Origin of the sequence: Pantoea sp. alder81 (genome assembly GCF_020179835.1) — a bacterium.
Taxonomy (GTDB): Bacteria; Pseudomonadota; Gammaproteobacteria; order Enterobacterales; family Enterobacteriaceae; genus Pantoea.
In genome coordinates, this window is the sequence record NZ_JAIUDA010000001.1 from 330962 (window position 1) to 345207 (window position 14246).

11 protein-coding genes are annotated in these 14246 nt (G+C 55.3%); 10 read left to right on the forward strand and 1 reads right to left on the reverse strand.

The genetic code is table 11. The annotated features are described in order from the left end of the window. The first annotated feature begins 34 nt into the window (after positions 1-34). From msbA to LBW88_RS01575, 6 genes are all read left to right on the forward strand, one after another. The gene (gene msbA, locus LBW88_RS01550) at positions 35-1783 is read left to right on the forward strand and encodes a lipid A ABC transporter ATP-binding protein/permease MsbA (protein ID WP_224929545.1); all 1749 of its coding nucleotides are present in this window, start codon (positions 35-37) and stop codon (positions 1781-1783) included. Next, entirely contained in the window at positions 1780-2781 is a 1002-nt protein-coding gene (gene lpxK / locus LBW88_RS01555) for a tetraacyldisaccharide 4'-kinase (RefSeq protein WP_224929543.1), read from the forward strand. Before msbA ends, lpxK begins: the two co-directional genes overlap by 4 nt. Positions 2782-2804: 23 nt before the next feature. Then, positions 2805-4022: a winged helix-turn-helix domain-containing protein gene (locus LBW88_RS01560; protein ID WP_224929540.1), complete on the forward strand. Its 1218-nt coding sequence runs from the start codon at positions 2805-2807 to the stop codon at positions 4020-4022. Positions 4023-4116: 94 nt separating this feature from the next. Next, positions 4117-4299, forward strand: a complete 183-nt coding sequence (locus tag LBW88_RS01565) for a Trm112 family protein (protein ID WP_007887424.1) — start codon at positions 4117-4119, stop codon at positions 4297-4299. Then, a complete protein-coding gene (kdsB, locus tag LBW88_RS01570; protein WP_166936449.1) occupies positions 4296-5045 on the forward strand; it encodes a 3-deoxy-manno-octulosonate cytidylyltransferase in 750 nt (249 codons plus the stop codon). The genes LBW88_RS01565 and kdsB overlap by 4 nt, the downstream gene beginning before the upstream one ends. Before the next feature lie 110 nt (positions 5046-5155). Further along, on the forward strand, positions 5156-6049 hold the full coding sequence (locus LBW88_RS01575; RefSeq protein WP_224929537.1) for a YcbJ family phosphotransferase: 894 nt from the start codon (positions 5156-5158) through the stop codon (positions 6047-6049). Here the strand turns inward: LBW88_RS01575 and elyC are convergent. Then, entirely contained in the window at positions 6029-6814 is a 786-nt protein-coding gene (gene elyC / locus LBW88_RS01580) for an envelope biogenesis factor ElyC (protein ID WP_224929534.1), read from the reverse strand. The genes LBW88_RS01575 and elyC overlap by 21 nt on opposite strands. Positions 6815-6938: 124 nt before the next feature. Here elyC and cmoM point away from each other — a divergent pair, with 124 nt between their 5' ends. Genes cmoM through mukB form a run of 4 tightly spaced genes read left to right on the forward strand, consistent with a single transcriptional unit; the run spans position 6939 to position 14224 of the window. Continuing rightward, positions 6939-7712 (forward strand): tRNA uridine 5-oxyacetic acid(34) methyltransferase CmoM, encoded by a 774-nt coding sequence (cmoM, locus tag LBW88_RS01585; protein ID WP_224929532.1) that lies wholly within the window; start codon positions 6939-6941, stop codon positions 7710-7712. 11 nt (positions 7713-7723) lie between these two features. After that, positions 7724-9046 (forward strand): chromosome partition protein MukF, encoded by a 1323-nt coding sequence (gene mukF / locus LBW88_RS01590; protein WP_224929529.1) that lies wholly within the window; start codon positions 7724-7726, stop codon positions 9044-9046. Then, a complete protein-coding gene (gene mukE / locus LBW88_RS01595) occupies positions 9027-9761 on the forward strand; it encodes a chromosome partition protein MukE (protein ID WP_224929526.1) in 735 nt (244 codons plus the stop codon). The genes mukF and mukE overlap by 20 nt, the downstream gene beginning before the upstream one ends. Continuing rightward, positions 9758-14224: a chromosome partition protein MukB gene (gene mukB / locus LBW88_RS01600; RefSeq protein WP_224929523.1), complete on the forward strand. Its 4467-nt coding sequence runs from the start codon at positions 9758-9760 to the stop codon at positions 14222-14224. The genes mukE and mukB overlap by 4 nt, the downstream gene beginning before the upstream one ends. Positions 14225-14246: the final 22 nt, after the last annotated feature.

Here is a 14246-nt window from a genome sequence, read left to right on the forward strand (position 1 = left end):
AATGAGCGGCTATTTCAAACAGCGTGAATAAATAATGCATCAAGACAAAGATCTCTCAACGTGGCAGACGTTCCGCCGACTCTGGCCGATGATTGCGCCGCACAAAGCAGGACTGTTTGTATCTGCAGTGGCGCTGATTCTCAATGCGGCCGGCGATACCTTAATGCTGTCGCTGTTGAAACCTTTACTGGATGATGGCTTCGGCAAGGCCGATCGCTCCGTCATGCTTTGGATGCCACTGGTGGTGATTGGCCTGATGCTGGTGCGTGGCGTGACCAGCTACATCTCCAGTTACTGCATCTCATGGGTGTCTGGCAACGTGGTGATGAATATGCGTCGCCGCTTGTTTGGCCATATGATGGGCATGCCGGTTGCGTTCTTTGACCAGCAATCAACCGGCACATTGCTGTCACGCATCACCTATGATTCTGAGCAGGTTGCCTCGTCCTCCTCCAGTGCACTGGTGACGGTAGTACGCGAAGGCGCCTCCATCATTGGCCTGTTTATCATGATGTTCTACTACAGCTGGCAGCTGTCGTTGATTCTGATTGTCCTTGCGCCGATTGTTTCCTTTGCGATTCGCACGGTTTCAAAACGTTTCCGCAGCATCAGTAAAAACATGCAGAACACCATGGGACAAGTTACCACCAGCGCTGAACAGATGCTTAAAGGGCATAAAGAAGTGCTGATTTTCGGTGGTCAGGATGTGGAAGCCGGTCGTTTTGCTGAGGTCAGCAACAAAATGCGCCAGCAGGGCATGAAACTGGTTTCTGCCTCTTCAATCTCGGACCCGGTCATTCAGCTGATCGCCTCACTGGCTCTGGCATTTGTGCTCTACGCCGCCAGCTTCCCGAGTGTGATGGAAACCCTCACCGCCGGCACCATCACCGTGGTGTTCTCATCGATGATTGCATTGATGCGCCCACTGAAGTCACTGACTAACGTCAATGCCCAGTTCCAGCGCGGCATGGCCGCCTGCCAGACACTGTTCTCGATTCTGGATAGCGAGCAGGAAGTCGATAACGGCAAGCGTGAAATCACGCGTGCTAAAGGTGATGTGGAATTCCGCAATGTGACCTTTACCTATCCTGGCCGTGAAGTCCCGGCACTGCGTGATATCAATCTGTCACTGCCCGAGGGCAAAACCGTGGCATTGGTAGGACGTTCAGGATCGGGTAAATCGACCATGGCGAGCCTGTTGACTCGTTTCTACGATATCGACTCCGGTGAAATTCTGCTGGATGGTCACGATCTGCGTGAATACACCCTGCGTTCGCTACGTAATCAGGTGGCGCTGGTTTCTCAGAATGTCCATCTGTTCAACGACACCATTGCCAATAACATCGCTTATGCACGCAATGGTGAATACACCCGCGAGCAGATTGTACAAGCGGCCACCATGGCGCATGCCATGGACTTCATCAAGAAGATGGATAACGGTCTGGATACTGTGATTGGTGAGAACGGTGTGCTGCTGTCAGGCGGCCAGCGTCAACGTATCGCCATCGCGCGTGCGTTGCTGCGTGATTGCCCTATTCTGATCCTTGATGAAGCCACCTCCGCACTGGATACCGAATCTGAGCGTGCAATTCAGGCCGCTCTGGATGAGCTGCAGAAAAACCGTACTTCGCTGGTGATTGCACACCGCCTGTCGACCATCGAAAAAGCCGATGAAATCGTGGTGGTGGAAGACGGCCGTATTGTTGAGCGTGGTACACACAGCGTGCTGCTGGCCGAGAAGGGCGCTTATGCCCAACTCCACAAACTGCAGTTTGGTCAATGATTGAACGCATCTGGAGCGGGCGCTCACCACTGTGGCTACTGTTGTGGCCACTGAGTTTGCTGTATGGGGCGATCAGCAGTTTGATTCGCCTTAGCTATCAGCGTGGCTGGCGTAAAAGCTGGCGTGCGCCTTGCCCGGTAGTGGTGGTGGGTAATCTGACGGCTGGCGGCAACGGTAAAACGCCGGTGGTAATCTGGCTGGTTCAGGCGCTGCAACAGCGTGGCCTGCGCGTTGGCGTAGTGTCACGCGGTTATGGCGGTAAAGCAGAACGTTATCCGCTGCTGGTGACGGCCGATACCCCAACATCGCAGGCGGGTGACGAACCGGTGTTGATCGCGCAACGTACTCAGGTGCCGGTGGCGGTCGCGCCTCAACGCCGCATGGCGGTAGAGGGGCTGCTGGCCGCACAGGATCTGGACGTGATCATCACTGACGACGGGCTGCAACATTACGCATTGCAGCGCGATCGTGAAATCGTGGTGGTGGATGGCGTGCGTCGCTTCGGCAATGGTTGGTGGCTACCCGCAGGTCCGATGCGTGAGCGGGCCTCTCGCCTGCAAAGCGTCAACGCCGTCATCGTCAATGGTGGTGAGGCGCAAGCCGGTGAGATCGCCATGACGTTGCGGCCTGGCAAGGCGGTCAATCTGGTGAGTGGAGAGACTGCGAGCCTCGATCAACTGCCAGAGATGGTCGCGATGGCGGGTATTGGTCATCCGCCGCGTTTCTTCAATACGTTGCAGCAGCAGGGCATCCAGCCTGTGGCAGAAATCGCGTTTGCCGATCACCATGCTTACAGCGAAGAAGAGCTGCAGCGTTTGACACAAGCTCATCAGTGCCTGTTGATGACCGAAAAAGATGCGGTAAAGTGCCGTAGCTTTGCGCGAAATAACTGGTGGTATCTGCCGGTTGACGCCGACCTGTCGGGTGCATCACTTGATGCGTTGCTCGACGATGTGACCCTACTCTGTACCACTGCGCGCGACGCCCGTACGCGCTAAACCTGCTCAAAGGGAAGTGAGTCATGAACTTAACATCGTCCCTTTCGTTACAAACCGCTCGTCACTTACATCTGGCTGCTCAGGGGCTGTTACGCCCACCGAGCCGCCGGGCACGCTTTGCCGATATCCATGCCTGCGTGCGTCAGATGTCACTGCTGCAAATTGACACCATCAATGTCGTTGCGCGCAGCCCTTATCTGGTGTTGTTCAGCCGCCTTGGCGCGTATCCCACACAGTGGCTGGAAGAAACATTGGCTTCCGGTGCGCTGTTTGAGTACTGGGCGCACGAAGCCTGTTTTATCCCCTTCGAAGATTACCCGCTATTGCGCCATCGCATGCTGGAACCGCAGCGGCTGGGATGGAAATACAACGAGCAGTGGGTAGAAGAACATCAGCAGGACATCGCCGCCTTACTCAATCATATCGCCGAAAATGGCCCGGTGCGCGCGGCCGATTTTGCCAATGATAAGCAAACCAAACCCGGTTGGTGGGCCTGGAAGCCACACAAGCGGCATCTGGAAAACCTGTTTAGCGCGGGTGAGCTGATGGTGGTAGAACGCCGTAACTTCCAACGGGTGTACGATCTGCGAACGCGAGTGATGCCTGATTGGGATGATGAACAACATGCACTCAGTGAAGCGGATGCGGTACAGGCGATGCTGGGGCACAGTGCCCGCAGTCTGGGGATTTTTCGCGCCAGCTGGCTGGCCGATTACTACCGTCTGAAGCGTGCGCCATTACAGGCCTGGATTAAGGATGCCGAAGCCCAGGGCGATATCGTGCGCGTTGAAGTGGAACAGCTCGGGGAGATGTGGCTGCACGCCAGCTTATTACCATTGTTAGAAAAAATGCCCACCGCCACACACACGGCTCTGTTGTCACCGTTCGACCCGGTGGTGTGGGATCGTCGGCGTGCACTGGAGTTGTTCAACTTTGATTACCGCATTGAGTGCTATACCCCGGCGGAGAAGCGCGTCTACGGATACTTTGTTCTGCCGGTGTTACACCGGGGTGCACTCAAAGCGCGTATTGATGCAAAGATGGATCGTCAGGCGCAGCGTCTGATCATTCGTGCATTCTGGCTTGAGCCTGGCATGCGTGTCACCCAAGCCTTCCTGACCGATGTGCAAAAAGCGATCAATCGTTTTGCGCAGTGGCAGGGTGCCAGCGAGGTGATGGTTGAGAATGCGCCTGCCGAGCTGCTTGCTGCCTGGACGCCTCGCTGGGCTATCAACGACTAACTTCATCACAATAATGCCAGGTCCGGCGCGCTACCCTTTGGGTACGCTATGGTATGCTAGGTGCCTGACAAATCGGTGCTGAAAGGAGAAAATTATGGATCACCGTTTACTTGAGATTGTTGCCTGTCCGGTTTGCAACGGAAAACTGTATTTCAACAAAGAGCAGCAGGAGCTGATTTGTAAACCAGACGGCCTGGCTTACCCGGTGCGCGACGGCATTCCGGTATTGCTGGAAGTGGAAGCGCGTACGCTGTCAGTTGAAGAGATCCATCCATGAGTTTTGTCGCCATCATTCCGGCGCGTTATGCATCAACGCGCCTGCCCGGCAAACCGCTGGTGGATATTCACGGTAAACCGATGGTCGTACACGTGATGGAGCGCGCACGAGAGTCAGGTGCCGATCGCGTGATTGTGGCGACCGATCATCCCGAAGTGGCTGCTGCGGTAACGGCTGCCGGTGGAGAAGTGTGCATGACGCGCGCGGACCACCAGTCGGGCACCGAGCGCCTGGCAGAAGTGATTGAGAAATATCAGTTTGCCGATGACACCATTATCGTCAACGTGCAGGGCGACGAGCCGATGATTCCGGCAGAAATCGTACGTCAGGTTGCGGACAATCTGGCGCAGGCTGATGCAGGAATGGCGACTTTAGCCGTGCCGATTACCGATGCAGAAGAAGCGTTTAACCCCAATGCGGTTAAAGTGGTGATGGATGCGAAAGGCTATGCGCTTTATTTCTCTCGCGCCACCATTCCGTGGGATCGCGAGCGTTATGCGAAATCGCGCGAACAAATTGGCGACACTTTGCTGCGTCATATTGGCATTTACGCCTATCGCGCCGGCTTTATCCGTCGTTATATTGCGTGGGAACCTTGCCCATTAGAGCATATTGAGCTGCTGGAACAGCTGCGCGTGCTGTGGTACGGCGAGAAGATCCACGTTGCTGTAGCGCAAACTGTGCCAAGTGTTGGCGTGGACACGCCAGAGGATCTGGTCCGTGTTCGTGCGGCCATGCAGGGTTAAAGCCCGACCGGCCAGCCGCTCGCGCTGGCCATAAAGTTTGATCTGGCGCTAAGTTTCGCGCCACCATGACCTCCAGGATAGTGAAGTCAATTGACTGCGGAGGATAACGCATGGAACAGCTCCGTTCAGAACTGGCGTTGATATTGGGTGAAGGTATCAGCCGCCTCGAAACCATTAGCGAACAGGCGCAGTCGCGGCTGTACGCACTCTATGACAACGACGGTAAGCCGATGCCGCTGGTGGCGAAGTATTTTCGTCATCAAGGCCGTGCAGCGCTTGAAGCCAAAAAACTCACCATGTTAGGCCATGATGGCATCGTGGCAGTACCCGCGGTTTTTGGTCTGGTACTCAGCCAGCAACCGCCGGCACATGAAATGTTACTGATGGCACGTTTTAACGGCGTTTCGGCTGAGGCACCCGCCCGCACTGCCATGCGGTGGGAGCAGTTGTGTGAGCAGATTATTGAAGGCGTGCTCGGCTGGCACCGTATCGACAGTCACGGATTGGTAGGGCGGGTTGATAGCGTGCAGGAAAACAATTGGCCAGCCTGGTATCGCCAGCGCGTCGAAGTGTTGTGGGCCACGCTGGGCTATTTGTCACCGCCATTTTTTACTCTGGAAGACCGACAAATCTTGTATCGCAGCCGTCAGCAGTTAACCCAACTCTTCAAAGACTTTGACGATCCCTGTGTGCTGATGCACGGCAACCTGCGTTTATCCAGCATGCTGAAAGATGCGCGCAGTGACCAACTGGTGGCGATGATGCAGCCGGGCAATATTCTTTGGGCGCCACGGGAATATGAGTTAATCCGGCTGACCGATAGCGGTGCCGAGGCCTCATTGCTGCAACACTACCTGCAACGTGCACCGGTTTCTGAAGGCTTTATCTGGCGGCGCTGGCTGTATCAGCTTTGGGATTGTGTCGATACCTTGGTGAGCAGCGGACAGTTTGACCGTCCGCGCTTTGATCATGCCCGCGAGCAGTTACTTCCCTGGCTCGGATGAGAGCAAATCATCACCACGCAGCCGTTGCCAGATCTGGCCCAGGGTTTCATAAATCGCACGTTCGCTGTGTCCCAGCCACATTGGCGAAGGCAACCTGCGATCCCAGACGCTGATCGGCGAGGTAATGGCTAACTGATTTGCCGGTGCGGCTATGGGGTTCAGGCCCGCGCTCTGGAAGAAATGCATCGCGCGCGGCAGATGGTTTGCCGAGGAGACCAGCAGGAAAGGTTGACTGCCGATAGTCTGTTTGACGGCCAGCGCTTCTTCACCGGTATCATGCGGTTGATCCAGCGTGATAATCGCCGATCCCGGCACGCCCAGGCTTTCGGCTACCTCAGCCGCCACGCTGGCGTTGCTGCGAGGGTTGTATCCTGCGGCAGCGCCAGTGAATATCATTTTGGCTTGTGGATTACGGCGCCACTGGCGCACGCCTTCAGTCACACGGGGCAGGCTGTTATTGAGCAAATTGGAACTTGGTGCCCAATTCGGATTGTAGGTGTAGCCACCGCCGAGCACCACGATATAATCCACGGGTTCGCTACCGTTCCAGGTGGGATAATGCTGTTCAATGGGGCGTAACAGACGATCGGCGACAGGTTGCAAGCTGAGCAGCAGGAGCAACAGCCAACTCAAAGAGATCAGGATTTTGCCGCTTTTTTGCCAGCGACTAAACCAGATTAGCAAAAGTCCCACCGCCATAAGCGACAACAGCAGTGGTAAAGGGAGTAACATCGCGCCAATCCATTTCTTTAACGCAAAAAACATGGGAATTTGCTCCTTTTGTCCGAAAAAACAGCAGCCAGACAGTTACTGTGGCGTGAAAGGTTCATTCTTGCTGAGCCTGTGACAAAATAGCACAAGTTGAATGCAGCACAGTGGAGCCATCACCATGCAGGATCGTAACTTTGACGATCTGGCGGACAAATTTTCGCAGAACATTTATGGCACCCGCAAAGGGCTGGTGCGCCAGGCGATCCTGTGGGACGAGCTGGATGCACTGTTGCCAACCTTACCGGACGGTCCCCTTAGCATACTGGATGCTGGCGGCGGCGTAGGACAAATCTCCTGTGGCCTGGCCGCGCGAGGGCATCAGGTATTGTTGTGCGACCTTTCCGCTGAGATGCTTAAACTGGCTGAAGCGCATGCGCACACTGAGGGTGTGAGCCACAACATGCAATTCAAACAAATTAGCGCGCAGCAGGTTGGCGAACATTTGGATCAGCCGGTTGATCTGGTATTGTTTCACGCTGTGCTGGAGTGGGTGGCTGAACCCGAAGCGGTGTTGCGTGCGCTTTGGCAAACGCTCAAGCCTGGCGGTGTGCTGTCGTTGATGTTTTATAACGCGCATAGCCTGACGTTCCGCACACTTCAGCTTGGTAACTTCGGCTATCTGCGCGCCAATATGATGAAACGTAAAAAGCGTACGCTGTCGCCAGACTTTCCCCGCGATCCGCAGGACGTCAACAGCTGGCTGATTAATGCTGGCTTCCAGATTGAGCAGCGAGCCGGGATCCGCGTGTTTTCTGATTACATGAAACCGCCTCCGCCCGGCGTCGTCAAAAGCGTTGAAGAGATTATTGAGATGGAACGGCGCTACTGTCGTCAGGAGCCCTTTTTAAGTTTAGGGCGCTATATCCACGTGACCGCGCGCAAACCCAGGTAGAAGGATCAACTATGAGCGAATTTTCCCAGACGGTCCCCGAATTGGTGGCATGGGCGCGCAAGAATGACTTTTCACTTGCGTTGCCGGTAGAGCGTCTGGCCTTTTTGCTGGCTATCGCCACCCTCAACGGTGAGCGCATGGACGGTGAGATGAGTGAAGGTGAACTGATCGATGCCTTTCGTCATGTCAGTAAGGCGTTTGAACAAACCCACGAAACCGTTCAGGTGCGTGCCAATAACGCCATCAATGACATGGTGCGTCAGCGCCTGCTTAACCGTTTTACCAGCGAGCTAACCGAAGGCCATGCGATTTATCGCCTGACGCCGCTCGCCATCGGCATTACCGATTACTACATCCGTCAGCGTGAATTTTCCACGCTGCGCCTGTCGATGCAGCTGTCGATCGTGGCGCAGGAGTTGAAGCGCGCTGCGGACGCCGCCGAAGAAGACGGTGACGAATTCCACTGGCATCGCAACGTTTTTGCCCCGCTGAAGTATTCGGTGGCGGAGATTTTCGACAGCATCGATATGACCCAGCGCCTGATGGATGAGCAGCAGCAAGCGGTGAAAACCGATATTGCCGACCTGCTGAATAAGGACTGGCGTGCAGCGATCTCCAGCTGTGAGCTGCTGCTGTCTGAAACGTCCGGCACGTTGCGTGAGTTGCAGGATACGCTGGAAGCGGCAGGTGATAAATTACAGGCCAACCTGTTACGCATCCAGGATGCCACGCTGAGCAGCCCTGATCTGGGTTTTGTCGATAAGCTGGTGTTTGACCTGCAAAACAAACTGGATCGCATCATCAGTTGGGGCCAGCAGGCTATCGATCTGTGGATTGGCTACGATCGTCACGTCCATAAATTCATTCGTACCGCCATCGACATGGATAAAAACCGCGTATTTGCGCAGCGTTTACGCCTGTCGGTGCAGAACTACTTTGACCAACCCTGGGCGTTAACGTACGCCAATGCCGACCGTCTTTACGATATGCGCGATGAAGAGATGACGCTGCGTAATGATGAGGTGATGGGCGAACTGCCGCCAGAGATGGAGTATGAAGAGTTCAATGAGATTCGTGAGCAACTTGCCGCGATGATCGAAGAAGCATTACAGATTTATAAGCAGGAGCAAAAGCCGCTCCATCTCGCTACGGTAATGCGCGATTACCTGTCGCAATACCCGCGTGCACGACACTTTGATCTGGCGAGAATCGTCATCGATCAAGCCGTGCGGCTCGGCGTGGCGGAAGCTGATTTAGCCGGTCTGCCCTCGCAGTGGCAGGCCATTAATGATTACGGAGCCAAGGTGCAGGCACATGTCATCGACAAATATTGAACAAGTGATGCCCGTCAAACTGGCGTTGGCACTGGCAAATCCGATTTTTCCGGCGCTGGATAGTCAGTTACGCGCGGGACGACATATTGGTATCGAAGAGCTGGATAATCACGCTTTTCTGATGGACTACCAGGAGTACCTGGAAGAATTTTACGCTCGCTATAACGTTGAGCTGATGCGCGCGCCGGAAGGTTTCTTTTATTTGCGTCCGCGTTCCACCACCTTGATTCCTCGCTCGGTTCTGTCTGAGCTGGACATGATGGTGGGTAAAATCCTCTGTTATCTCTATCTCAGCCCAGAGCGTCTGGCCAACGAAGGGATTTTCACCCAGCAGGAGCTTTACGATGAACTGCTGTCGCTGGCTGATGAGAGTAAATTGCTCAAGCTGGTGAATCAGCGTTCAACCGGTTCTGATGTGGACCGCGCCAAGCTGCAGGAAAAAATGCGTGCGTCACTCAGTCGCCTGCGCCGTTTAGGCATGGTGTGGTACATGGGCAACGACAGCAGCAAGTTCCGCATTATGGAATCGGTATTCCGCTTCGGCGCGGATGTGCGAAGCGGTGATGATGCCCGTGAAGCACAGCTGCGTTTGATCCGCGATGGTGAAGCGATGACGCTCGAAACTAAGCACGCAGCCAATGAGAGTGATGAGGCGGATAATGACAATGACGCTGAAAGCGATGCGAGTGATAACGCGGAGGATGAACAGGAATGATTGAACGCGGTAAATTTCGTTCGCTAACGCTGATCAACTGGAACGGCTTCTTTGCGCGTACCTTTGATCTTGATGAGTTGGTGACCACACTTTCCGGTGGTAACGGTGCCGGTAAATCCACCACCATGGCGGCTTTCGTCACGGCGTTGATCCCCGATTTAACCCTGCTGCACTTCCGTAACACCACGGAAGCGGGCGCGACGTCTGGCTCACGCGACAAAGGCCTGCACGGCAAGCTGCGCGCGGGTGTCTGTTATGCGGTGCTGGATGTGGTCAACTCTCGCCATCAGCGCGTGGTGGTCGGCGTACGTCTGCAACAGGTTGCCGGACGCGACAAGAAAGTCGATATCAAACCTTTCAGTATTCATGGCCTGCCGACCGATTCGCTGCCGACGGATATGCTGACCGAAATCCTTAACAGCCGTCAGGCGCGCGTGTTACCGCTGGCGGAAGTGAAAGAACGCGTTGAGGCGCAGGAAGGTGTGCAGTTCCGCCAGTACAACTCGGTCACTGATTATCACGCCGTCCTGTTTGAGCTGGGCGTGGTGCCGCGTCGTCTGCGTACCGCCAGCGATCGCAGTAAGTTCTATCGCCTGATTGAAGCTTCGCTGTACGGCGGTATCTCCAGCGCCATTACCCGTTCACTGCGCGATTATCTGTTGCCGGAAAACGGCGGCGTGCGTAAAGCCTTCCAGGATATGGAAGCGGCGCTGCGTGAAAACCGCATGACGCTGGAAGCGATTCGCGTCACGCAGTCCGATCGCGACCTGTTCAAGCATTTGATCTCAGAAGCCACCAGCTATGTGTCGGCAGATTATATGCGTCACGCCAACGAGCGCCGCATTCATCTCGACGGCTCGCTGCAACTGCGTAATGAACTGTTTACCAGCCGTAACCAACTGGCTTCGGAGCAGTATCGTCACATCGAAATGGCGCGTGAACTTTCTGAGCACAACGGTGCTGAAAGCGATCTCGAAACCGATTATCAGGGCGCCAGTGACCATCTGAATCTGGTCCAGACGGCCATGCGTCAGCAGGAGAAGATCGAGCGTTACGATGCCGATCTTGAAGAGCTGACCTATCGTCTGGAAGAGCAGAACGAAGTGGTGGCAGAAGCTCGTGAAGTGCAGGAAGAGAACGAAGCGCGATCTGAAGCCGCTGAAATTGAAGTCGATGAGCTGAAAAGCCAGTTAGCCGATTTCCAGCAGGCGCTCGATGTGCAGCAGACGCGTGCCATCCAATATCAGCAGGCGCTGCAGGCGCTGGAAAAAGCGCGTGCGCAGTGTCAGTTGCCGGATCTCACCATCGCTAACGCCGCCGAATGGCAGGAAACCTTCCAGGCACGCGAAGAAGAAGCCACTGAGCAACTTTTGCGTCTGGAACAGAAACTGAGTGTGGCCGAAGCGGCGCATAGCCAGTTTGATCAGGCATTAGCGCTGGTGACCAGCATCGCTGGAGAAGTGAGCCGTCAGGATGCATGGCAGGTAGGACGCGACTTACTGCGTGATGCCGCTAACCAGCGCCATCATGCCGATCAACTCTCCTCACTGCGTCTGCGTCTCAATGAACTGGAAACCCGCCTGCGCGAGCAGCACGAGGCCGAACGTCTGTTGGCTGACTTCTGCAAACGTCAGGGCCAGCAGTACGATGCCGACGCGCTGGAAGGCTTGCAGCGTGAGCTGGAAGCGCAGATTGAACAGCTGAACGAAAGCGTGTCCGATGCCGGTGAGCGTCGCATGCTGATGCGCCAGGAACTGGAACAACTGCGTGAACGTATTACGGCGCTGACGGCGCGTGCACCGCATTGGCTGGCCGCACAGGAAATCCTGACGCAGCTCAGCGAGCAGACCGGGCAGGAGTTGACCAACAGCCAGCAGATCACTGAGTTCATGCAGCAGTTGCTGGAACGTGAGCGCGAAACCACCGTTGAACGTGACAATGTGGCGGCCCGTAAACGTGAAGTTGAGCAGCAGATCGAGCGTTTAAATCAACCTGGCGGCGCGGAAGATGCACGGCTGACGCAACTGGCAGAACGTTTTGGCGGCGTGCTGCTGTCTGAAATCTATGATGACGTCACGCTGGATGACGCACCGTACTTCTCGGCGCTGTATGGTCCATCACGCCACGCTATCGTCGTACCGGATTTATCATTAGTACGTGACCTGCTGGATGGCCTTGATGATTGCCCGGAAGATCTCTATCTGATTGAAGGGGATCCGCAGGCGTTTGATGACAGCGTCTTCAGCGTCGATGAGCTGGAAAATGCCGTGGTGGTGAAAGTGGCTGAGCGTCAGTGGCGCTATTCCCGCTTCCCGAAAGTGCCGCTGTTTGGCCGTGCCGCGCGTGAAAACCAGTTGGAACTGCTCAACAATGAACGCGACCAGCTGGCAGAACGTTTTGCCACCTTGTCGTTTGATGTGCAGAAAACCCAGCGTTTGCATCAATCCTTCAGCCGCTTTATCGGCAGTCACTTAGCGGTGGCCTTTGATGAAGATCCGGAAGCGCTGATCCGCCAGTTGAACAGCCGCCGTGGCGAGCTGGAGCGTGGTCTGGCTCAGCATGAAAACGATAACCAGCAGCAGCGTGCGCAGTTTGAACAGGCGAAAGAGGGCGTTAGCCAGCTGAACCGCTTATTGCCGCGTGTGAATTTGCTGTTGGATGATTCCCTTGGCGATCGCTGCGAAGAGATTCGTGAACGTGTTGAAGAAGCACAGGAAGCTGCACGTTTCCTGCATCAGCATGGCGCGAAAATCAGCAAGCTGGAGCCGCTGGTGTCGGTGTTGCAGAGCGATCCTCAGCAGCACGATCAGCTGGAACGCGATTACCAGCAAGCGCAGCAGCAACAGCGTGATGCGCGTCAGCAGGCCTTTGCGCTGACCGAAGTGGTGCAGCGTCGCGCCCACTTCAGCTATGAAGATTCTGCCGGCATGCTGACGGGCAATAGCGATCTGAATGAGAAACTGCGTCAGCGTCTGGAGCAAGCGGAAGGCGAACGCAGCCGTGCGCGTGAACGTCTGCGCGAACATCAGGCGCAGTTGACGCAATATTCACAAGTGCTGGCGTCACTGAAAAGTTCATATGACGCCAAGCGCGACATGCTGAAAGAGTTGCAGCAGGAGATGCAGGATATCGGCGTGCATGCCGATGCCAGCGCTGAAGAGCGCGCGCGTGCACGACGCGATGAACTCTATACCGCATTAAGCCATAACCGTGCCCGTCGTAATCAGCTGGAGAAACAGCTGACGTTCTGCGAAGCCGAAATGGACAGCCTGCAGAAGAAACTGCGTAAGCTGGAGCGGGATTATCATCAGATCCGTGAGCAAGTGGTCAGCGCCAAAGCGGGCTGGTGCACCGTGCTGCGTCTGGTGAAAGAGAACGGCATGGAGCGTCGACTGCATCGTCGTGAGATGGCCTATCTTGGCGGAGACGAGCTGCGTTCAATGTCGGATAAGGCATTGGGTGCATTGCGTCTGGCGGTGGCGGATAACGAACATCTGCGAGATGTGCTGCGCATGTCGGAAGATCCAAAACGTCCTGAGCGCAAAGTGCAGTTCTTTATCGCGGTGTATCAGCATCTGCGCGAGCGTATTCGTCAGGACATCATTCGTACTGACGATCCGGTTGAAGCCATCGAACAGATGGAAATTGAGCTGAATCGTCTGACGGAAGAGCTGACAGCTCGCGAGCAGACGCTGGCCATCAGTTCACGCAGTGCGGCGAATATTATTCGCAAAACCATTCAGCGTGAACAGAACCGTATTCGTCAGCTGAACCAGGGCTTGCAGGCCGTGAGCTTTGGTCAGGTGCGCAGTGTGCGTCTTAACGTCAATGTTCGTGAGGCGCACTCCACGCTGCTCGATACTTTGTCGGAACAGCATGAAGCGCATCAGGATCTGTTTACCAGTAACCGTCTGACCTTCTCCGAAGCGCTGGCGAAACTGTATCAGCGCCTTAATCCGCAAATCGATATGGGACAGCGCACCCCGCAAACCATCGGTGAAGAGCTGCTCGACTATCGCAACTATCTGGAGATGGAAGTGGAAGTCAACCGTGGCTCTGACGGCTGGCTGCGCGCAGAGAGTGGCGCATTGTCGACCGGTGAAGCGATCGGTACCGGTATGTCGATTCTGGTGATGGTGGTACAGAGCTGGGAAGAGGAATCACGTCGTCTGCGTGGCAAAGATATTTCGCCGTGCCGACTGCTGTTCCTGGATGAAGCGGCGCGTCTTGATGCCCGATCGATCGCCACCTTATTCGAGCTGTGTGAGCGTCTGGAGATGCAGCTGGTGATCGCGGCACCAGAGAACATCAGCCCGGAAAAAGGCACTACTTACAAACTGGTACGTAAAGTGTTTAACAACACGGAACACGTGCATGTGGTCGGTCTGCGTGGTTTCTCGGCAGACCCTGCGCCAGCGAAACGTGAGACCAGCGATATCGATTTAGAAACAGAAAATACCTGACGCTGAATCTGGTTAAAAAACA